General features: G+C 65.4%; 16 protein-coding genes and 1 pseudogene. 3 read left to right on the forward strand and 14 right to left on the reverse strand.

Translation table 11 applies throughout. From position 1 onward, the window contains the following. Positions 1 to 23: 23 nt before the first annotated feature. Complete coding sequence (locus NR187_RS10170) at positions 24 to 2,594, forward strand: tetratricopeptide repeat protein (RefSeq protein WP_256806381.1); 2,571 nt, start codon at positions 24 to 26, stop codon at positions 2,592 to 2,594. Between the two features lie 44 nt (positions 2,595 to 2,638). On the opposite strand, the gene NR187_RS10175 is transcribed toward NR187_RS10170, so the two are convergent. Further along, positions 2,639 to 3,601: an alpha/beta fold hydrolase gene (locus tag NR187_RS10175; protein WP_256806579.1), complete on the reverse strand. Its 963-nt coding sequence runs from the start codon at positions 3,599 to 3,601 to the stop codon at positions 2,639 to 2,641. 359 nt (positions 3,602 to 3,960) lie between these two features. On the opposite strand from NR187_RS10175, the gene NR187_RS10180 reads away from it, so the two are divergent. Continuing rightward, a complete protein-coding gene (locus NR187_RS10180) occupies positions 3,961 to 4,140 on the forward strand; it encodes a hypothetical protein (RefSeq protein ID WP_211382835.1) in 180 nt (59 codons plus the stop codon). A 32-nt stretch (positions 4,141 to 4,172) separates the two neighbouring features. Here the strand turns inward: NR187_RS10180 and NR187_RS10185 are convergent, their stop codons facing one another. The 5 genes and pseudogenes from NR187_RS10185 to NR187_RS10205 form a co-directional block, all read right to left on the reverse strand. Next, positions 4,173 to 5,390 (reverse strand): acyl-CoA dehydrogenase family protein, encoded by a 1,218-nt coding sequence (locus NR187_RS10185; protein ID WP_256806382.1) that lies wholly within the window; start codon positions 5,388 to 5,390, stop codon positions 4,173 to 4,175. A 227-nt stretch (positions 5,391 to 5,617) separates the two neighbouring features. Beyond that, positions 5,618 to 5,835: pseudogene (locus tag NR187_RS10190) on the reverse strand (branched-chain amino acid ABC transporter substrate-binding protein); the annotation flags it as partial. A gap of 110 nt (positions 5,836 to 5,945) precedes the next feature. Further along, complete coding sequence (locus tag NR187_RS10195) at positions 5,946 to 6,521, reverse strand: HdeD family acid-resistance protein (RefSeq protein ID WP_256806383.1); 576 nt, start codon at positions 6,519 to 6,521, stop codon at positions 5,946 to 5,948. Positions 6,522 to 6,645: 124 nt separating this feature from the next. Further along, positions 6,646 to 8,169 (reverse strand): FAD-dependent oxidoreductase, encoded by a 1,524-nt coding sequence (locus NR187_RS10200; RefSeq protein ID WP_256806384.1) that lies wholly within the window; start codon positions 8,167 to 8,169, stop codon positions 6,646 to 6,648. 79 nt (positions 8,170 to 8,248) lie between these two features. Beyond that, a complete protein-coding gene (locus tag NR187_RS10205; protein ID WP_256806385.1) occupies positions 8,249 to 9,148 on the reverse strand; it encodes an alpha/beta fold hydrolase in 900 nt (299 codons plus the stop codon). 105 nt (positions 9,149 to 9,253) lie between these two features. On the opposite strand from NR187_RS10205, the gene NR187_RS10210 reads away from it, so the two are divergent. After that, on the forward strand, positions 9,254 to 9,586 hold the full coding sequence (locus NR187_RS10210) for a hypothetical protein (protein WP_256806386.1): 333 nt from the start codon (positions 9,254 to 9,256) through the stop codon (positions 9,584 to 9,586). A 65-nt stretch (positions 9,587 to 9,651) separates the two neighbouring features. On the opposite strand, the gene NR187_RS10215 is transcribed toward NR187_RS10210, so the two are convergent. From NR187_RS10215 to hpaR, 8 genes are all read right to left on the reverse strand, one after another. Further along, positions 9,652 to 10,479 (reverse strand): HD domain-containing protein, encoded by an 828-nt coding sequence (locus NR187_RS10215; protein WP_211382830.1) that lies wholly within the window; start codon positions 10,477 to 10,479, stop codon positions 9,652 to 9,654. 325 nt (positions 10,480 to 10,804) lie between these two features. Continuing rightward, on the reverse strand, positions 10,805 to 11,683 hold the full coding sequence (locus NR187_RS10220) for a transglutaminase family protein (protein WP_211382829.1): 879 nt from the start codon (positions 11,681 to 11,683) through the stop codon (positions 10,805 to 10,807). Next, positions 11,680 to 14,205: a circularly permuted type 2 ATP-grasp protein gene (locus tag NR187_RS10225; RefSeq protein ID WP_211382828.1), complete on the reverse strand. Its 2,526-nt coding sequence runs from the start codon at positions 14,203 to 14,205 to the stop codon at positions 11,680 to 11,682. Before NR187_RS10225 ends, NR187_RS10220 begins: the two co-directional genes overlap by 4 nt. A gap of 27 nt (positions 14,206 to 14,232) precedes the next feature. Next, positions 14,233 to 17,502: a transglutaminase family protein gene (locus tag NR187_RS10230; protein WP_211382827.1), complete on the reverse strand. Its 3,270-nt coding sequence runs from the start codon at positions 17,500 to 17,502 to the stop codon at positions 14,233 to 14,235. Positions 17,503 to 17,606: 104 nt separating this feature from the next. After that, positions 17,607 to 19,130 (reverse strand): UxaA family hydrolase, encoded by a 1,524-nt coding sequence (locus NR187_RS10235; RefSeq protein WP_211382826.1) that lies wholly within the window; start codon positions 19,128 to 19,130, stop codon positions 17,607 to 17,609. Between the two features lie 67 nt (positions 19,131 to 19,197). After that, positions 19,198 to 19,974, reverse strand: a complete 777-nt coding sequence (locus NR187_RS10240; protein WP_211382825.1) for an HpcH/HpaI aldolase/citrate lyase family protein — start codon at positions 19,972 to 19,974, stop codon at positions 19,198 to 19,200. A 137-nt stretch (positions 19,975 to 20,111) separates the two neighbouring features. Next, positions 20,112 to 21,197, reverse strand: coding sequence for a malate/lactate/ureidoglycolate dehydrogenase (locus tag NR187_RS10245; protein WP_211382824.1), 1,086 nt, complete (start codon positions 21,195 to 21,197; stop codon positions 20,112 to 20,114). Between the two features lie 118 nt (positions 21,198 to 21,315). Continuing rightward, positions 21,316 to 21,837 (reverse strand): homoprotocatechuate degradation operon regulator HpaR, encoded by a 522-nt coding sequence (hpaR, locus tag NR187_RS10250; RefSeq protein ID WP_256806387.1) that lies wholly within the window; start codon positions 21,835 to 21,837, stop codon positions 21,316 to 21,318. Positions 21,838 to 21,914: the final 77 nt, after the last annotated feature.

Genomic DNA, 21,914 nt, shown 5'->3' on the forward strand with positions numbered 1-21,914 from the left:
TACTGGCGGCTGCACTTGACTTGATGGAAGTCGAGCCGATGATGCGCAAATCGCCCGATCGAGGCTCGCTCGATTGTGGTTGGGCGATTTCAGCGCTGAGGGGCGATCCGTTGGCACGCAAGCGACGGAAATCCGGCAGCAAGGCCATGCCACGGAGGGATTCCGCGGACGGCATTCCCCAAGTTATGTCCGCACGGGAGCCCGCCAACCGCAATGTGGAAGCCGCATCGCTGTCGAAGCGTCGGCTCTGGGCGATGGCCTCGATCATGGGGATCGCCGTCTTTGCCTTTGGTCTCGCCTTTCAGCTCCTCAATCGCAGCCCGTCGGCGCCGACGGCGCGGCCCTCGTCCGCGGTAAGCTTCGTCGGCAGCGAGACTTGCGCTGGCTGCCACCAAGCCGAAGCAAAGCTGTGGAATTCCTCGCAGCACAAGGCGGCGATGCAGCACGCCACCGACAAGACCGTGCTCGGGAATTTCGACGACGCGGGCTTCGACTATTATGGCGTAAGGTCCCGCTTCTTCCGCAAGGACGGCAGGTTCTTGGTCGAGACCGATGGCGCCGACGGCAAGCTTGCCGTGTTCGAGGTGAAGTACACATTCGGCGTCGATCCGCTGCAACAATACCTTGTGGAATTTCCCGACGGCCGCGTTCAGGCGTTGTCGCTCGCGTGGGACAGCCGGCCGGCAGAGAGGGGCGGCCAGCGCTGGTTTCATCTCTCACCCAATGAAGAGATCAGGCACGACGATATCCTTCATTGGACGAAACTGAACCAGAACTGGAATTTCATGTGCGCGGAATGCCACTCGACCGGCCTGCGCAAGAACTACGATGCCGAGGCCGATCGCTTCGCGACGCGTTGGGCGGAAATCAGTGTCGGATGCGAGGGCTGTCATGGGCAAGGCTCGCGCCACACCGCCTGGGCGCGCGAGCAGCAGAGCTGGTGGCCCTTTGGCCGCCGCGAAGACGACAGCAAGGGCTTGCTGGTGCGTTTTGACGAACGCCGGGGCGTCACTTGGCCGGTCGATCCAAGGAGGGGAAATGCCCAACGCTCCGCGGCACCGGCAACGTTGCGCAAGGAAGTCGAGACCTGCGGCCTCTGCCACGCGCGGCGGGAGGCATTCCATGAAGACTGGATACCCGGACAGTCGTTGTCGCAGACCCATGCGGTCGAAGCGCTGGCGCGTCACACCTATTACGCCGACGGTCAGATCCGCGATGTCGAGGAGCCATATAACTATACGCCGTTCAAGCAGGGCAAGATGTTTGCGGCCGGCGTTACCTGTAGCGACTGCCACGAGCCGCATAGCGCAAGACTGCGCAGCCCGGGCGAGGGCGTTTGCCTGCAATGCCACGCAGGGGACAAGTATGCCGATGTGCAGCATCGCCACCATGCAGGTGTCGATCCGGCGCCGACTTGCATGTCGTGCCATATGCAGCAGCGAACCTACATGGTGGTCGACACCAGGCATGACCACACCTTTCGAGTTCCGAGGCCTGACCTTTCCGCCGCACTGGCAACGCCGAACGCTTGCAACGACTGTCACCGCGACAAACCGTCCCAATGGGCGGCCAAGGTGATCGAGGAATGGTTCGGGCCTGCCCGAAAGGGTTTTCAGACCTATGGGCCGGCGTTTGATGCCGCCCGCACCGATCGAGCCGATGCCGCCGCGCTTCTTTCCGGTCTTGCGTCGGATCGCCAAGCGCCGGCGGTGGCGCGCGCCAGCGCGCTCGGCGAACTTGCCTCGCGCGTGACTCCCGCCAATATCGCAACAGCCCGCATCGCCCTCGCCGATCCCGATCCGATGGTGCGGATCGGCGCGCTCGACATGCTGGAGAGCGTGCCCGCCGATCAGGCCTGGCCGTTCGCATCCCGGCTGTTATCCGACCCCGTCCGCGGCGTTCGCATCAGGGCTGCTTCGCTGCTGGCCGCCCTGCCAACCGCAAGCCAGCCTCCACAGGACCGCGCGTCTTTTGATCAAGCGGCGGCCGAGTTCATCGCTGCCCAGCATGCCAATGCCGAGCGGCCCGAGGCGCACATCTCGCTCGGGAATTTCCTGGCACAGCGTAGACTGATGCAGGCGGCCGAAACCGAATACCAGGCCGCCATCAGGCTCAGCCCGACAAATGCGGCGGCAGCAACAAACCTGGCCGACCTCTATCGGCAAACCAGCCGGGATGACAAAGGCGAAGCCACCCTTCGTAACGCGATTGCGGCTTCGCCACGCGATGCAGCTCTTCATCATGCACTCGGGCTGGCCCTCACGAGGTTGAGGCGTGCGCAGGACGCGCTCGTTGAATTGCGTCGAGCGACGGAACTCGAGCCGGACCTGCCGCGCTATGCCTATGTCTATGCCATCGCCCTGCATTCCGGCGGCCGGCCAGACGACGCCATGACGGTCTTGAGGGAAGCGTTGCGCGACCATCCGAACAATCGCGAGATCCTTCAAGCCCTCGTCTCATTCAGTCGGATGGCCGGAGACAGAACGGCGGCGATCGGCTACGCAGAGCGGCTTGCGATCCTCGAGCCGGAAGATCGTGACCTTGCAAAGCTGATTCTCGATCTGCGGGACGCTGCCAAGTCTCGGCAGCCTTGACCGCTTCGGATCAGCGTCACCGATGCGGATGAAGCGCTTGCCGGTCATTTCCCGTCGAGGAAAGCGCGCACCTTGCTCACGGTCTGCGCCGGCTGCTCTTCCATGATCCAATGTCCGGAGCCGGTGATGATGCCGCCGTCGACCTTGGTGCCGACCTCGCGCATGATCGCCGCTTGCTGACTGCCAAAGGACTTTTCGGCGCCAAGGGCAAGGATCGGCATATTCAGCTTGGTACCGGCAAAAACCTTGTTGTCGGTGGCGTCCTTCCCGAATGCGGCGAACTGCTCGAAGGCGTAATGCATGTTGCCGGGCCGGGCGTACAGTTTCGCATAATGGTTGCGAGTCGCTTCGTCGATGGCCTTGGGATCGGCCGACAGCTCGTTGTAGAACCGGTCGAGATAGATGCGCTCGCGGCCCTTGACCAGGCGATCGACGTCAGGGCCGCGGAAATTGAAATGCCATAGCATGGGGCTTTTCAGGATTTCGTCCCAGGGCCCGATGCCGGGCAGCGGTGCGTCGATGACGACCCATTTGGTGATGCGATCGGAAAACTGCGCCGCGAGCGCATAGCCCACCATGTTGCCGATGTCGTGAGTCACCAGATCGGCCTTCTGGACATTGAGCTTGTCCATGACCATGGCGATGTCGACGCCCTGGTTTTTCTTGTCGTAACCGCCTGCGGCCTGGGACGACAGCCCCATACCGCGCAGGTCTGGAACGATCACGGTGTGGTCCTTGTAAAGGGCCTTGGCAAGCGGGGCCCACATATCGCCTGTGTCTGCGAAGCCGTGCAGGAGTACGACCGCCGGTCCACGTCCGCCAACGCGGACATGCAGGGTGACGCCGTTGACAGAAATGCGCTCGATTCTGAAATCCGCGGGAAAGGGCTCGACTGCCGCGAGCGCGGATCGGCCGCTACAGATGATCAGGATCGCCAGGATGGAGGCGAAAATTGCCGCGATGGACCGCGCGCCGGAAGTCCGGCTGCTCGGGACGAAACTGTACATTGTTGACCTGCTCGCTGATGTGCCGAGCGCAACAACGTCGGCAGAGACGCACCAAATAACCCGGTCCACCAAAGCATACCACGCTACCTTTTGACCAGATGCGAGCACCAATTTTTGCACGGCCTTGTCAATGGCCGTCCTGACCCCTCTCGAGATCGGCGGGGTGAATATTCCTGGACAGTATTTCGAAGGTAATCTTCCGCTCGTCCTTGGGAACCTCCCAGAGGCCGCGCCGCGATCGGGCTCGGTCGCGTTCTGAACATAAAGCCGGAGCACATTGACCTCATCACCGTCCGTTATTGGCTATTATCGGTGACAGAGAGTGCTGCATGCTCCCGCCTCATCAAGGAGCATTGGTTATGTCAAACTATAAAGCCTACCTTATCTCTCCGGACGGTCACCATATTAAAGCTGTCGATCTTGATTGCGTCGACGATGACGCGGCCAAGAGACGCGCTGAGCAGCTGACGGACTTCAGTCAGGTCGAGCTGTGGGAACACGCCCGCAGAGTTGCGAAGTTTGGCAGCAAATCTGACTGAAGACCCCAACCGGGCCTCTTCCCTTGGCAGCACTACCCCGCCATCACCCCGCCGCGCTTGATCAGCTCCTTGCCGACGGCGGCGAGATGCACCTGATCCGGGCCATCGCCGATGCGGATGAAGCGGGCATAGACGTAGGCGCGGGCAAGGAACGTATCCTGCGAGACGCCGGCGGCGCCGTGGATCTGGATGGCGCGGTCGATGACGCGGGCGGCCATGCCGGGTACCACGATCTTGGCGGCGGCGATCAGGTCGCGCGCGGCCTTGTTGCCTTCGCGGTCCATTCTGTCGGCGGCCTGCAGCGTCAAGAGCCGCGCCTGCGCGATCTCGCAGAAGGAGTTTGCGATGTCCTCGCGCACCGAGCCCTGCTCGGCGAGCGGCTTGCCGAAGGCGACACGGGAGACCGACCGCCGGCACATCAATTCCAGCGCGCGCTGGGCGCAGCCGATCAGCCGCATGCAATGGTGGATGCGGCCGGGGCCGAGCCGGCCTTGCGCGATCTCGAAGCCGCGGCCCTCGCCGAGCAGGATGTTCTCCGCGGGCACGCGGACGTTGTCGTAGACGATCTCGGGGTGTCCGGCCGGCGCGTCGTCATAGCCGTAGGTGAGCATGTCGCGGACGATGCGCACGCCGGGCGTCGCCTTCGGCACCAGGATCATGGATTGCTGGCGATGGCGGTCGGGATCGTCGGGCGCGGTCTTGCCCATCACGATCAGGATCTCGCAATCCTCGTTCATCGCGCCTGACGTGAACCATTTGCGCCCATTGATGACGTAGTCGGCGCCGTCGCGCCTGATCTCGCACTGGATGTTGGTGGCATCGCTGGAAGCGACCTGCGGCTCCGTCATCGAGAAGCCGGAGCGGATGCGGCCCTCCAGCAATGGCTTCAGCCAGCGCTCCTGCTGCGCCTTGGTGCCGTAATTTGCGAGCACCTCCATGTTGCCGACGTCGGGCGCCGAGCAGTTGAACACCTCGGGCGCCCAGAGGATGCGGCCCATGATCTCCTTCACCGGCGCATATTCGAGGTTGGTCAGCCCGGGACCGTGCTCGCCGGAGAGAAACAGGTTCCAGAGCCCCTGCTCGCGCGCCAGGCGTTTCAGGTCCTGTAGCAATGGCGGCGTCTTGTAACGAGACGCTTCAGGCTTCACCTGCTCGTAATAGAGCTCCTCGACCGGCTCGACATGCGTGCGCATGAACTGGCGGACGCGTTCCTGCAGCTCCAGCGAACGCGCGGAGTGTTGAAAGTCCATTTTGCTCTCCTGTTCGCCGAGGGTGAACGTGCTTTGCTTTCCGTGGTAGTTGGAGCGCACGCCTCGCCCTTCGAGACGCCCGCTCCGCGGTCTCCTCAGGGTGAGGCTAAGCGGCATGCGCGCCTGTTGAGCCTGCCGCTGCGCATTCCGCACTCATCCTGAGGAGCCCGCGAAAGCGGGCGTCTCGAAGGATGCGCCGTCATCAACCGCAACAGCCGGCCGCACCATCACGTCCCGCCCAACAGCTCGCTTGCCACGATCCAGTCGTTGCCGTCGAACTGCAGCATATAGCCGTCCTTGATCGGGCGGAAATCCTGCGGGGTGGTGTTGAGCGTGATGCCGGGCATCAGCAGCGACAGCGGCACACTCTTCAGATTGGCGGCCTGCGCCATGATGTTCCCGCGCGTCAGATTTTGTCCTTGCACTGCTTGAGCAGGACCACCAATGGCGTCTCCCCGGTGATGATCGTCCGCGCGGCAGACACGCGGCGTGCTGCTTTTGTCAGCGCGTCAGATCAGCGGAGTTCCGCAAAATGGTCTTGCGTCGAGTTGCTGGTCAGTGGCGCCGCTTCAGGCTGAAGCCCAGGCTGACCCAGCCCGCACCCGCCATGATCAGGTCGATGCCGAGAAACAGGCCGAGAATGTAGACGCTGTTGACCGGCCAGCGCGCCATGATCAACAGGCCGAGCAGCAGGGTGATCGCACCCGACAGCGCCACCCACACCCACGGGCTTTCGCGCTTCATGCTGAAAGCGAGAAACAATCTCACGGCGCCCGAGGCGAGCAGCGAGGCACCCAGGAACAGCGTCAGCAACACTGCCGCGAACAGCGGATTTTCGAAGGTCAGAAAGCCTGCGACGACATAGAGCACGCCGAGCAACGCCCAGATCACGAATTTGCCCCAGCTCTTCATCTGGAACGCGCCGATGATCTCGGCGATGCCGGCGACGATCATCATCGCGCCGACCACGATCACACTCGCCACCGTTGCCATCACCACGCTGCCGAGCGCGACGAAACCCGCGATGAGATAGACGACGCCGAGAGCGACGATCCAGCCCCATTTGGCATGCAGCGCCGCGATGCCAGAGCCCAGGCTGGAATGATGGGACGTATCCGAAGCACTCGTCATGGCGGCCACTCCTGCATGCGAAGCCCGCCCGCCCACGATAGCACGGGCCGCGCCGGGACAACAGCCAGCAGAGCAGCCCCCGCCTGCAGCAACATTGACGCAAATCAAGGTCGAATGCGGCGCCTCAGGCGCGCGACCGCTCCATGTCGAGCTCGGCCTTGAGATTGTCGAGATCGCGATAGATCGACGCGACCGCCAGCACGCGTCCACCCTTGCGGTACTTCAGCAGGCAGTCCTTGCCGGCAATGCTGCCGTCGACCGCGATGTCGTCAAAGCTCTCGGCGTGGCCGACATAGTTGATCGGCACGTCGTAATGCTGCGACCAGAAGAACGGCACGGCGTCGAAGCGCTCGCGCTTGCCGAGCATGTTGCGTGCCGCGGACTGGCCTTGCCGCTCCGCCACCACCCAGTGCTCGACACGGATGTTCTGCCCGGAATGCGGATCGGGCCAGCGCGCGATGTCGCCGGCGGCGAAGATGCCCGACACGCTGGTTTCGAGATATTCATTCACGCACACGCCGCGATCGGTCGCAATCCCGGCCTGCTCGGCCAGTGCAAGGCGCGGCTTGACGCCGATGCCGACCACGACGAGTTCGGCCTCGATCACGGCGCCGCTCTTCAGCGTCGCGCGCGTGCCGTCGAGCTTCTCCACCGTGTCCCTGAGATGGAAATTGACGCCGTTCTCCTCGTGGAGGGCGCGAATGAAGTCGCCCATGTCGGAGCCGAGAATGCGCTGCATCGGCCGCTCGTCGGGAGCGACCACGTGCACCTCGAGCTTGCGGGCCCGCAAGGAGGCCGCGACTTCGAGGCCGATGAAGCTGGCGCCGATCACCAGCGCGCGCTTCGCGCTGCCCGCCGCGCTGATGATGGCACGGCTGTCGGCGACGGACCGCAAGGTGTGGACGTGCGGCTGGTCGGCACCCGGAATTTGCAATTTGACCGGCTCGGCGCCGGTCGCCAGCAACAGCCGGTCGAACGGCAATCTGTCGCCGTTGCCCACCGTCACGCTGCGTGCGTTCGGATCGACGGCTGAAACGTTGGTGTTGAGCACGAGGTCGATGCCGGCATCCCGATAGTCATCCTCGCTTCGCAACGGCAGCCAGTCTTCCGGCGCGTTGCCGGCGAGATAGTCCTTGGAGAGGTTCGGCCGGTCGACCGGCATCGCACCTTCATTGCTCAGCATGGTGATGGCGCCGGCAAAGCCCTCGCGCCGGAGCGTCACGGCCGCCGCGAAGCCCGCCGCACCGCCGCCGACGATGACGAATCTTTCCGGCGTCGGCGCCGTGCGGTGAGGCGCCGAGGGTTTCGGCATCTCGCGCTTGCGCTGGACCAAAATCCTGTCCCGATCCCGCGTCACCTCCCAGACCGCCAGCGCGCTCAGCGCCGGCGGGCGGGTGGCCTCGCCGGTGCGCAGGGAGAAGCAGGCGTGATGCCAGGGGCAGCGGATGGTTTCGCCCACCACCAGGCCTTCGGCGAGCGGGCCGTGGTAATGGCTGCAGGCGGGCTCGATCGCAAAGATCTCGCTGCCCGCCTGCACCAGCAGCACATCCTCGTCGCCGACATGGCCAAGCAGCTTGCCGTCCTTGAATCCGGTCAGCGGCACACCTTTGGTCAGGTCGGGCCTGCTCGGCTTGCTGTCCTGGCTCATGGTCATCTCCCTCGCAGCTCACGCTCAGCTCAGGATTCGGACGGCGTTGTCAGCGAAAAGTTCCCACGATCGGCGAAAATCAGGATGGTTCGGCCGCAGCCTTCCGTCCATCAAGCACGGCCTGCGCCCATTCGGCCGGCCGCTCCTGCGGCAGATTGTGGCCCGCGCCCGTGAACACGCGCCGCTCGAAAAAGCCTTCGAACTTGCGCGCATGGTGGGCGGTGCCGGGATTGACGCCGTCGCTGTCGCCGTCGATCGCGATGGTCGGAACGCGGATCGGCGGCTGCGCGGCGAGCTTCGCCTCGATCGCCGCATAGGCCGGATCGCCCGCGACCAGCGCGTAGCGGTGGCGGTAGGAGTGGATCACGACATCGACGAAATCAGGATTGTCGAACGACATTGCACTTGTCTCGAACGTCGCGTCGTCGAATGCCCATGTCGGCGACCACATCGCCCAGAGCTGGCGCGCGAAGCCGCGCCGGTTGCGCTCCAGCGCGCGGCGGCCGCGCTCATTGTGGAAGAGATATTGATACCAGAGCGCCGCCTCTTCCGGCGGCGAGGCCGGCTCCATCGATCGGGCGATGTTCTGGATGTTGTAGGAATTGCCGGAGACGAGGGCGATCACCCGCTCCGGATACAGCGCCGAGACCACGCAGGCCGCGCGCCCGCCCCAGTCATAACCGCCGACGACCGCGCGCGCGATGTGAAGCGCATCCATGAAAGCGAGGAGATCGGCACCGAGCGCCGCCTGCTCGCCGGAGCGCAACGTCTGCGCGGAACGAAACCGTGTCGGCCCGTAGCCGCGCAGCCAGGGCACCAGCACCCGCGCGCCGGCTTGCGCAATCATCGGCGCGGTCTCGGCATAGGCGTTCGCATCGTAGGGAAAGCCGTGAGCCATGATGCAGGGCCAGCCCTCCGGTGCGCCGTATTCGCGATAGGCGATGTCGAGGACGTCGGTGCTAACTGATTTTTCTCGCATGCCGCGCACCTGGTTGACCGCGCCAGCATAAAGGCAACGATGGCGGTGATCCATCCCCTCGCGATTTTCGTTTTGCCTGCAATCGAATGAATCGCGGGGATCGATATGGTCTACGTCTCCATGACCGGCTTTCGCCCGAAAGGCGTCGTGCAGCTGCCGATGTTCTGGTGGAGAACGACGTGGTCCTTCGTGCAGGCCCGGCGCGCGCCCGGCAATCTGCTCACCGCAGGCAGAGTGTCAGGGGGTATCTATCTCACCCTGACGGCATGGGCGGATCCGGCCAGCATGCGCCGCTTCGTTTCAAGCGGCGCGCATCTCCAGGCCATGAAGAACTCCCGGAAACTCGGAACCGGGCGGGTTTTCGGCTATGCCTGCGACGAGACTCCCGACTGGGAAAGTGTTTACGAACTCTGGAAACTGCACGGCCGGGAGGTGTGACAGGCCGTTCGTTCGCCGGCGATCCGGGATGGGGCGAAGCGAAACACGGGCTACGAGCACCCGACTTATTTCTGCGGCCCGGACAGCGTGATGTCGCGCTCGGCACGGAAAACGTTGCTGTAGAGATTGGCGATCCATTGCCGGCCGATCTCGGTCTTGTTGAGATAGCCGATCTCGGTCTGGATGTGCGGTGCGACGCTATTCCAGTAGAATTGCGGATAGCGGTTCACGATGTCGGCGGGCGAGTCGTAGCCGAGCTGCCGGTTGATGCCGACCTCCTCGAACTCGTAGTAGAGCGCATTGGCCTTGCGCAGATAGTTGGGATCGCCGAGCTGGCCGATGAAATCGGCGGCGCGCAGGATCGAGGCTTCGTCGTCGTAGTCCTGCCCCTCGCGCGCAGGGAAGCGCGTGCCCTCGATGGCGCGGGCGACGCGCTCGCTGTCGATACCACGGATCGGCGGCAGCCGCCGCCGCACAAAAAGTTTCGAGCGATCAACGTGATACATCATCAGGCTGGCATCCGACGCGCCCCGCGGCAGCGACACCTTGGTCCCCGCCTCGTCGATGATGAAACCGTCTTCGTCATCCTCCGGAAACAGGCCGCGGACATAGCCGATGTCGTGCGCAAGGCAGGCGATCAGGATATGGAGGTAGTCCTCCGCCGCAAGATGGGCATGGAGATTACGTCCCGTGAGGATGGCCTGAGCGGCCAGAGTCACCAACATCGTATGCTCGATGTTGTGGTACAACGCGTCGCTGTTGCCGATGCATTCCATCGCGGTGCGCGTCGACCCCTCCAGCACCCTGGCAGAGGACTCGTCGTACCGGCGACGCATGAACGAGCCCAGCATCTTCTCCAGGGTTTCCGCCGCCAGTCTCGGTAACGTCATCATGGATGCAGCCCCGTCTGTCGGTGGTGTCCCATGCCAACTCCCGACGTCTCATTGTTGTCCTCGACGCAGGCATCAGCATAGCCCATCTTGGGCCGGGTGACCAAACCCCGGAACAAAAATACGGAATTATGTTGCAGTTGCGTGCTGCGGCATCGCGGTTGAGGTGACCGCGCGATACACCGCCCGGGCGGACCGGGCAGGGTTGCGGCCGCCGGACACAAATCAAATCCGCTTCGTCGGACTTCGATGAGAGATCACCGGAACGGACCGCAGCCGGACGCATGCGCCTGCATCGTCTCGTGCGCCCTGGACCGTGAAACTACGGTCACTCCACCAGCAGCACGTCCACGGCGACGTCGAGCTTCTGCTTCGGCGAGCCGACGATGATGCCGTCGACCGGCGAGACGTCGGAAAAGTCGCGGCCGACCGCCAGCACGATATGGTCGCCAGCGACCATAAGGTCGTTGGTCGGATCGAAATCGACCCAGCCAAGCTCCGCTCCGCACCACAGCGACACCCAGGCATGGGTGGCGTCGGCGCCCTGCAGGCGCGGCTGGCCCGCCGGCGGAATGGTGCGCAAATATCCGCTGACATAGGCCGCAGGCAGGCCGAGGCCGCGAAGCCCTGCGATCATCACATGGGCAAAATCCTGACAGACGCCGTGGCGCTTGGCGAAGACCTCGTCGAGCGGCGTCGAGATCACGGTGGCCTTGGGGTCGTAGCGAAACTGGTCGCGGATGCGATGCATGAGATCGACCGCACCGGCGAGGATGCCGGTGTCAGGCGCAAAGCTCGCCGCCGCATAGGCGCTGACCGGACCCAGCACGGGCACCAGCGGACTCGCGAAGACATAGCCGACCGGCGAGGACGGCCCCAGGCTGGTTGCTTCAAACGCGATGTCGCGAATGCTTTCCCAGGGCGGGCTGACGGCATCACGCGCCGGCGGCCGGCGCGAGACCGAGACGCGCGAGCGCGAGTCGATCCGCAAATTGCGATGCGCGGCCTCGATCACGATGCTCTCGGTCAGCGTGCCGAAGAAATCGCGGCGAACATGGCGCTCGGCGGGCCGCGGACGGATCTCGACGCTGTGCGAGATCAGCTCCTGGCCGCCTCCGCTCCGCGGCTCCAGCCGCAGCGTGCAGCGTGCGAAGCTGACCGCGCTCTCGTATTCGTAGGTGGTGACGTGCCGGATGTCGTAGATCACGCCAGCCCCGTCAGCTTTTCCGGCCGGCTGGCATTGGGGCCGTGCGGGAAGTAGTGCTGCCCGACCGCCTCGGCGAGGCTGAGCAGATCCTGCTCCAGCGAAAACAGCGTCTTGACCTCGAGCTTCTCGGCTTCCGCGGTGGCGAGCATCGCCTGCATCGCGACCGCGACCCGTTGCGGCTTCTCGATCAGACCGTGCTCCTTCAGGCTCGGCAGCGCCGCGATGTGCTCGTTCAGCGTCGCCACCTGGAACGCCACCGAACGCGGATTGTAGGGGTCGAGCACGGCGAGGTCGCGCACCGGCGCCAGGATCGGCGCCAGCAGATAGCGCGAGCGATAGGTGATCTGGCAATCCACCAGCGTGAGCAGGATGTCGAGATCCTCGTCGCCGGCCTCGTCATAGGCAAACTGGCGGGCAAAGCGCGTGGTGTTGATGGCGCGCTCGGTGCGGCGGCCGATGTCGAGGAAGCGCCAGCCGGCTGCGCGGTTCATGTTCTCGTGCGCCAGGCCTGCAAAGCTCGCCAGCTCCTGCAAGGTCAGCTCGGCCGCGCTCAGCACGCTGTCGTCGTCCTCGACCTCCCAGGCCAGCCGCTCGGCCATCTCGGTGATGACCTGCCAGGCATCGGGCGACAGCCGCTCGCGCAAGGAGGTCGCCGTGCGCTGCGCCGCGCGGACCAGCGACAGCGCCGAGCCGAAACGCTCCGGACTCTGCAGCGCTTCCGCGACGATGCGGCCGGGCGCCGCGCGCGAGGTTTGCGAGATCGCGCCCCAGGCCACCAGCAGGCGCTGGATGCGTTCGGCCGATTGCAGCGAGGCCGCGGTGCCCTTGTTGGGCCCGCTCGGCGAGCCGAGCGCCCGCACCAGCCGCAGCGTCGCCTCGGCGCGTTCGAGATAGCGGCCGAGCCAGAACAGATTGTCGGCGGCACGGCTCGGCAGCACCCCTGCGATGCGGCGGATGCGCACCTTGTCGGTCGCAGGCAGCAGCGTCGCGGTCGGCACCTGTTTGCCCGAGACCACCCAGACGTCTGCGGAGCGCGCGCCGTCGCCCATCGACACCGCGCGCGCATCCGGCTGCTCGGCGATCCGGCAGAAGCCGCCGGGCATGATGGCCCAGCCGTCGGGCGTCGCAGCCGCGAACACCCGCAGCACGAAGGGACGCGGCGTGATCTGGCCCTGCTCCCACACCGGCATCGTCGAGAGCCGCACCACCTCCTGGCCGACATAGTCCATGCCGCGCGCGGCGATGGCGTCGACCAGGCGCTTGCGTCCGCCGGCGTCGAGCTCGCTCGCGAGCACCGGACCGTTGCTGTCGAAGCCGGGCACGCCACGCCGATAGGCACCCTCGATCGCGACCTCGTCGAGCCGCGACAGCACCTCGTCGCGCGCCGAGCGCTGGCCGCACCACCAGGTCGCGATGTGCGGCATCTTCAGCTCTTCGCCGAGCAGGCGGCGGCTGAGCGCCGGCAGGAAGCCGAGCAGCGCGCGCGCTTCGAGGACGCCGGAGCCCGGCATGTTGGCGACGACGACGCCGTCCTTGCGCAGCACGTCGATCAGGCCGGGCACCCCCAACCGCGACGAGGCTTCGAGCTCGAGCGGATCGAGCGAATTGGAATCGACCCGGCGCAAGAGCACGTCGAGGCGCTTGAGGCCCGCGACGGTGCGGATGTGGATATGGTTGTCGCTGACGGCGAGATCGTCGCCCTCGACCAGCAGGAAGCCGAGATAGCGCGCGAGCGTCGCGTGCTCGAAAAAAGTCTCGCTGAAGGCGCCCGGCGTCAGCACGCCGATGCGCGGCTCGTCGCGGTCGGCGCGCGCACGCAGGCTGTCGCGAAACGCCTCGAAGAACGGCGCGACGCGCGGCACGTTCATCGACTTGTAGAGATCGGAGAAGGCGCGCGACAGCACCAGGCGGTTCTCCAGCGCATAGCCCGCGCCCGAGGGAGCCTGCGTGCGGTCGCCGAGCACCCACCAGCGGCCGTCGGGCCCGCGGCCGACATCGGCGGCATAGAGCGAGAGATAGCGCCCGCCCGGCGGCGGCACGCCGCAGACGGGCCGGAGATATTCGGGACTGCCGGCGATCGCGGCCGCCGGCAGCGCGCCTTCCGCAACCAGCCGGCCCTCGCCATAGATGTCGGCCAGCACGCGCTCGAGCAGCTCGGCGCGCTGGGTGATGCCGGCGGACAGCTGCTTCCAGTCGGCCTCGTCGATCAGCAGCGGCAGATGGCTGATCGACCAGGGACGGTCGGCGCTGTCGCCGGGCGCGCGATAGGTGACGCCGGCCTCGCGCAAATGACGGTCGGCCATGCCGAACCGGCGCTCGACCTCGTCGGGCGCGAGCGCGCCGAAGGCGTCGAAAAAGCGGCTCCAGACCGCGCGGGGGGCGCCGTCCGGCCCCAGGAACTCGTCGGGGATGCCCGGCAGGCGGCGATAGTCGCGGACCCATTGCGCGAGGCGGCGCTGGCCTTCGCGCTGACTTTGCGCCTTACCCGCCTTGTCGTCCTCTTCGGCTGCGCCCTCGCCCATGCGCCTCTCCCTGCCCCGGCATCATACTCATTGCAGGAGCGGGGTCCGCAAGTCGAGGGTCAGCGGAAACTCATTTGTGCGTTCCTCGGGCGGCGGCTGCATCGGCCCCGGCGTATGGCCGTGGTCTTGGAAGCGCGCCAGCCGCCGCGCCTCGGCCTCATAGGTGTTGACGGGCTTGGTGTCGTAGCTGCGTCCGCCCGGATGGGCAACGTGGTAGACGAAGCCCCCGAGCGAGCGACCGTTCCAGGTGTCGATCAGGTCGAACGTCAAGGGCGCGTGGACCGGAATGGTCGGGTGCAGACCCGAGGCTGGCTGCCAGGCCTTGAAGCGGACGCCGGCCACGGCCTCGCCCGAGCGTCCGGTCGAGGTCATCGGCAGGCGGCGGCCGTTGCAGGTCACGATGTGGCGACCTTCGACGAACCCCTCCGCCTTGACCTGGAGCCGCTCGACCGAGCTGTCGACATAGCGCACGGTGCCGCCCGCCGAGCCCTCCTCCCCCAGCACGTGCCAGGGCTCCAGCGCCTGGCGCAACTCCAGCGTCACACCGCCATGATGGACGCGGCCGAAGGCGGGGAAGCGGAATTCGAGCTGGGCCAGATACCATTCCGCTTCGAACGGATAGCCGGACTGCTTGAGCTCGGAGAGCACGTCCAGGAAATCTTCCCAGATGAAATGCGGCAGCATGTAGCGGTCATGCAGCGCCGTGCCCCAGCGCACGAATTTTCCGGCTTGCGGCTCGCGCCAGAATTTTGCGATCAGCGCGCGGATCAGGAGCTGCTGCGCCAGCGACATGCGCGGATCGGGCGGCATTTCGAGCGCGCGGAATTCGACGAGGCCGAGCCGGCCGGTGGTCCCGTCGGGCGAATAGAGCTTGTCGATGCAGATCTCGGCACGGTGGGTGTTGCCGGTGATGTCGACGAGCAGATGCCGGAACAGCCGGTCCACCAGCCATAGCGGCGCCTGGTAACCCGGCGGCGGCACGTGCGTGAGCGCGACCTCGAGCTCGTAGATGCTGTCGTGACGGGCCTCGTCGATGCGCGGCGCCTGGCTGGTCGGCCCGATGAACAGGCCGGAGAAGAAATAGGACAGCGACGGATGCCGCTGCCAGTACAGCACAAGGCTTTTGAGCAGATCAGGCCGCCGCAGAAACGGCGAGTCCTGCGGGCTGGAGCCACCGACCACGACGTGATTGCCGCCGCCGGTGCCGGTGTGGCGGCCGTCGACCAGGAAGCGGTTGGCGCCGAGGCGTGTCTTGGCGGCATCCTCATAGAGGCCGGCGGTGATGTCGACCGCCTCGCGCCAGTTCTTTGCCGGCTGGACGTTGACCTCGATCACGCCGGGATCAGGCGTCACCTTGATGACGTCGACGCGCGGATCGAACGGCGGCGGATAACCTTCGACATGGACCTGGAGCTGCATCTCCTCGGCCGTCGCTTCGAGCGCCGCGATCATCTCGAGATAATCCTCGATCTGCTCGACCGGCGGCATGAAGGCGCAGAGCACGCCGTCGCGGACCTCGATCGACATCGCGGTGCGAACCGGGACGGAGGTGTTGAGCTGCTCGGGCTCGACTCGCTCCGGCGCGTCCGGACGCGCCGGGAGGCTGAACACCGGCAGTTTGCCGCGGGCCTCCATCGGATCCCGCTCGACGATGTAGGGATATTGATCGGGCGGGACGTAGCCGAGCGAGTCGAGCGGCAAGCGCAGGCCGAGCGGCGAATCGCCCGGCATCAGGAAAAGATGATTGCGCCTGAGTTTCCAGCGCTCGCTGCGCCAGCGTGGCGGCGCATTCCAGCGCTGCACCGGCAGCACGAAGCCGCGAGGATTGTTGAGCCCGTGCTCGAACACCCGTGCCATGCGCGCGCGGGCCTCCGGATCGGACAATTTGGAGTCGGACGGATCGACGTTGACGGGAAGCTCGGCTTCCTTCTGAAGCCAGTACGCGGTGTCCTCATAGGCCGGCATGATGTAGCCGGGATCGAGCCCGAGCCGCAACGCCGCGCCTTCCACGAACGCCTTGGCGTCCTTGGCCTGCGCCGGCCGCGGATTTTCGATGCTGGCGATGAGGTCGGCATTCTTCCAGATCGGCACGCCGTCCTTGCGCCAGTACAGGCCGAACGCCCAGCGCGGCAGGCTCTCGCCGGGATACCATTTGCCCTGACCGAAGTGCAGCAGGCCACCCGGCCCGAAACGCGAGCGCAGGCGGCGGATCAGATCATCGGCGAGCCCGCGCTTGGTCGGACCGACGGCGTCCGTATTCCACTCGGCCCCTTCGAGATCATCGACGGAGACGAAGGTCGGCTCGCCGCCCATGGTCAGACGCACGTCCTGCGCCGCAAGATCGCCGTCAACCTGCTCGCCGAGGTCGTTGAGCCGTGTCCAGGATTCGTCCGAGAACGGTTTTGTGATGCGCGGCGCCTCGCGGATGCGCTTGACGCTCATGTCGAAGTCGAATTCGACTTCCGCAAAACCGGCGCCGCCCGAGATCGGCGCCGCCGAGCGGTAGTGTGGCGTGGCGGCAACCGGGATGTGCCCCTCGCCCGCGAGCATGCCCGAGGTCGCGTCGAAACCGATCCAGCCTGCGCCCGGCAGATAGACCTCGGCCCAGGCGTGCAGATCGGTGAAGTCGTTCTCGACCTCAGGCGGTCCCTCGATCGGATCGATGTCGGGACGGATCTGGATCAGATAGCCGGAGACGAAACGGGCGGCGAGCCCGAGATGACGGAAGGTCTGGATCAGGAGCCATGCGGAATCGCGGCACGAGCCGGCCGCGGAGGTGAGCGTCTCCTCCGGCGTCTGTACGCCCGGCTCCATGCGGATGACGTAGCCGATCCTTTGTTGCAGCTCCCGGTTGAGATCGACCAGGAAGTTGACGGTGTTCGGGGCTTCGTGCGGGATCGTGTCGAGATATTTCGCGAACAGGCGATCCGGCTTGACGGTCTCGAGATAAGGCGCGAGCTCCGTCTTGAGGTCCTGCGGATAGTCGAACGGAAAGCTGTCGGCATAGGGCTCGACGAAGAAGTCGAACGGATTGACCGTGGTCATCTGCGCCGTGAAATCGACCTCGATCTTCAGCTCGGTGGTCTTCTCGGGAAAGACGTAGCGCGCGAGCCAGTTTCCCTGCGGATCCTGCTGCCAGTTCACGAAATGATTGGATGGCGTGACCTTGAGCGAATAGCTCAGGACCGGCGTGCGCGTGTGCGGCGCCGGCCGCAGACGAATGGTCTGCGGGCCGAGATCGATCGGGCGGTCGTATTTGTAGTGCGTAACGTGGTGTAATGCGACGTAGATCGACACGGGGTACGGTGCTCCAGCAGCTTTTTTGAGCAGAACACCTGATGTCAGCGCGATCAAGCACTAACAACGGGCAGACCGTGCCTACGGCACGGGCTGCACGCGCATTACATCGTCGCGCCCAGCACCCAGGGCGCGAACTCGGCGCCGCCGAAATCGAAGCTTTCGCTCTTGGTCGGCCGGCCGGACGCGGTCTTCAGGATGAGATCGAAGATGCGCTGGCCGCATTGCTCGACGCTCTCCTCGCCTTCGAGGATGGTGCCGCAATTGACGTCCATGTCCTCTTCCATGCGCTTGTACATGGGCGTGTTGGTGGCGAGCTTGATCGAGGGCGCGGGCTTGCAGCCGAACACGCTGCCGCGGCCCGTGGTGAAGCAGACGAGGTTGGCGCCGCCGGCGACCTGGCCGGTTGCGGCGACGGGGTCGTAGCCGGGGGTGTCCATGAACACGAAGCCACGCTTCGTTACCGGTTCGGCGTAGCGCAGCACATCGACGAGGTTGGTGGTGCCGGCCTTCGCCATCGCGCCGAGCGACTTCTCGAGAATTGTGGTGAGGCCGCCGGCCTTGTTGCCGGGGCTCGGATTGGCGTTCATCTCGGCGCCTTCGCGCTCGGTGTATTCGTCCCACCAGCGCATGAGATCGACCAGCTTCTCGCCGACCTCGCGGCTGACCGCGCGGCGCGTCAGCAGATGCTCGGCGCCATAGGTCTCCGGCGTCTCCGACAGGATCACGGTGCCGCCGTGACGCACGATGAGATCGCTCGCCGCACCCAGCGCCGGATTGGCGGACACGCCGGAATAGCCGTCGGAGCCGCCGCATTGCAGCGCCACGGTCAGTTCGCTCACCGGGACGGACTCGCGCTTGACCTTGTTGGAATCGGCGAGTGCCTCGCGCACGAAGGCGATGCCCGCCTCCACCGTCTTGCGGGTGCCGCCGACCTCCTGGATGTCCATCGCGCGCAGGCGGCCGGCGAGCTTCTGCTCCTCCATCAGGCCGCCGATCTGGTTCACCTCGCAGCCGAGGCCGAGCACGATGACGTGCGAGAAATTGACGTGCCGCGCATAGCCGCCGAGCGTGCGGCGGAGCAGCGCCAGCGGCTCGTTCTGCGTCATGCCGCAGCCGGTCTTGTGGGTCAGCGCGACCACACCGTCGACATTGGGGAAATCGGCCAGCGGATTGTCGCCGGTGAAGGGATTCTTCTTGAAGACGTCGGCGACGAGACCTGCGACATGCGCGCTGCAATTCACCGAGGTGAGGATGCCGATATAGTTGCGCGTGGCAACACGGCCGTCCGGACGGCGGATGCCTTCGAAGGTCGCCGGCAGGTCGAAATTCGGCGTCGGCTTGACGTCGGCGCAATAGGCGTAGTCCTTGGCGAAATCGCCCATGCCGCAGTTCTGAACGTGCACGTGCTGGCCGGGCGCGATCGGCACCGTTGCAAAGCCGATGATCTGGCCGTAGCGCTTGACCGGCTCGCCGACCGCGATCGGCTTGATCGCGACCTTGTGGCCGGAGGGAATGCGCTCGACCGTCGTCACGCCGTCAGCCACCAGTGTGCCCGGCGGCAGGCTGGCGCGCGCAATCAGCACGCCATCATCGGGATGCAGGCGGATGACGGGGCTGATGGTCATGCGAGGTCTCCTTGGGTCTTGCTTCACCTCTCCCCGTAAGAACGGGGAGAGGGAAAGAGGGGCGAGTTCAGGCCTTGCCGCCTGCGTCCTTGCGGGTCGCGTTGACCTGCATCTTGGCGTAGGTCGTCATCAGGCCGACCTCGTTCGAGAGCGTAACCAGCTTGAAGCCCATGTTGATGGCACGCGCGGCGCCTTCGGCGCCGCTGCAATGGATGCCCGGGTTCAGCCCGCGCTTGCCGCACTCCTTGATGATCTTGTCGTAGATCGCGAGGATCTCGGGCTCGCTGCGATCGAGCTTGGGCTCGAGGCCGTAGGAGAAGCCGAGATCGGACGGGCCGATATAGACGCCGTCGATGCCCTCGACGTCGAGGATGGCTTCCATGTTCTCGACCGCGGTCTTGGTCTCCATCATCGGCAGCAGGATGGTGTCGGCATTCGCGGTCTTCTGATAGGAGCCCGCGGTGCCGTACATGCCGGCGCGGATCGGACCGTTGGAACGGACGCCCTGCGGCGGATATTTCGAATAGGAAACGAGATTTTTGGCTTCCTGCGCCGTGTTGACCATCGGGCAGATCACGCCATAGGCGCCGCCGTCGAGCACCTTGCCGATGATGCCGGGCTCGTTCCAGGGCACGCGGACCATCGGGGTCACCGGATGCTTGTCCATGGCCTGGAAGCACTGCACCATCGACAGATAGTCCTGCACGCCATGCTGCATGTCGACGGTGACGCTGTCGAAGCCGCATTGCGCGATCATCTCGGCCGAGAAGCCGGAGGGAATCGCGAGCCACGCGTTGACCACGGCCTTGCCCGACTTCCAGATTTCCTTGACCTTGTTCGCCACGTTGCCTTCCTTCTTTGTTGTTTGGACCGTGCTGTTTGGACCGCGTTATCCATCGTCACCATGACGAGCGCCGCGACAGCACGCCCCGCTGTTACCGCGAACCGGAGCGCCGCGCTACGCTTGCAATGACGCAGCGCCTATGCGGTCGCGCGCTGGATGCTGACCTCGCTGACGCCAACCTCGCGTGCGGTATTCACTATTGCCGCCCAGGTGTCATCCGGCAAGGGGATGCCGTTTCGGGTCCGCTCAATGCGGGTTTTCCGCTCGGCATCGCCGGGAATCAGCACCTGGTCGACCCCGGCCATCGGCTTGGTGGCGCGGATGAAATCGACATAGCGCGATACCTCCTCATCGAAAAGGCTGGAGGTGTCGACCACCTTCGGATCGACATAGAACGCCAGCATCCCGTTGGCAAAGCGCCGCCCGCCCGAGGTGGCCCCGGTTCCGGTCAGCGCGCCGCCGAGCAGCTCGCAGATGAAGGCAAGGCCCGATCCCTTGTGCTCGCCGAAGGCGCGAATCGCGCCCGTTCCCCGGGTGTGATCGCGCGGCCCGTCGGGCGTGAAGGGGCCGTAGAGCACGACCGGGTCCTCGCTCAGGCTGCCGTCGGAATCGACCAGCGCGCCCTTCGGCAGCTTCTTGCCGCCGCGGCTGGCGACCAGCACCTTGCCCTCGGCCACGACCGAGGTCGCAAAGTCCAGCACGATCGGGTCCTGGCCCTCGCGGGGAATGCCGACACAATATGGCGCAGTGGAGAGCCGCTTCTCGACGCCGCCGAACGGCGCCACCAGCAGCGAGCCTGCGGCATTGACGAAGTGGATCGAAATGAGACCTTCGGCCGCGGCCATCTCGGCCCAGTCCCCGACGCGGCCGATATGGCCGGCGTTGCGCAGCGCCACCGCGGCAAGCCCGGCCTTCCTGCACTTGTCGATGCCGATCTGGACTGCTTGCGGCGTCACGGTCTGGCCGTAGCCGAACTTGCCGTCGACCACCGCGAGCGAGGGCGTGTCGAGCACCAATTCGGCGTTCTGGTTGGGCACGACCGCGCCGGTCTTCTGCCAGCGAATATAGACGGGGACGCGGATCACGCCGTGGCTGTCGTGACCGGTCAGATTGGCCGTCGTGAGATAGGTCGCGATCCGCTTCGCCTCTTCCGGCGAGGACTGCGCATGGGCGAAGACTTCGGCGACGAAGTCGATCAGCCTCTGAACCTGAACGGTGACCATGAGGGTCTGTTTGCCTCTACCCGGCGCCGATTTTGCAGCGATCGGCTTGGGAGGCAGTTTGAGCCAAAAAACGCGGCCATGTCCATGATTGTCGCCGCGCGCTCGCGCATATCTGCTTTCACTCCTCGGCACTTGCCTCCTCGCCCGCGCCCAGCTCCGCCAGACTCTGTTCGAGCTCGCCGAGCATCTCCTGCAGTTCTGCGAGCTTGCGTGCGCCAAAGCGTTGCGTGATCTCCGCATAGATCGCTTCGGAGGACGGCGCCACGGAAGCCATCAGCTTCACGCCCTCTTTCGAGATCGAGACCATGCTGCGGCGCAGATCGGCCTTGGCGGTCTTGCGCTCGATCAGATTGCGCGCCTCGAGATCACGCAGGATGCGCGACAGGCTCGGTCCGAGCAGGAACGCCGTGCGCGCGAGTTCCGTGACCTCGGCAGCCTCGATCGCCGCGAGCGCGCGCAGGATGCGCCATTGCTGCTCGGTCAATCCGTGCTCGCGCAGCGAGGGACGGAACTGCCGCATCACCGCTTCGCGCGCCCGCAGCAGCGACATCGGCAACGAACGCGAGAAGTCGCGCATCGGCACCACCTGCCGTGCGGCGGGCTCGCTTCCGTTCGCGGGATCGGCCGGTCTCTTCGCCATGACGCCCTTTCAAGCCGCAAAACGTTTGCAGTGCAGCAAGCCCAAATTCTGTTTGACGCATTCACTTAACATGTTAA

Source organism: Bradyrhizobium sp. Bra64, assembly GCF_024519875.1.
GTDB classification, from domain to species: domain Bacteria; phylum Pseudomonadota; class Alphaproteobacteria; order Rhizobiales; family Xanthobacteraceae; genus Bradyrhizobium; species Bradyrhizobium japonicum_G.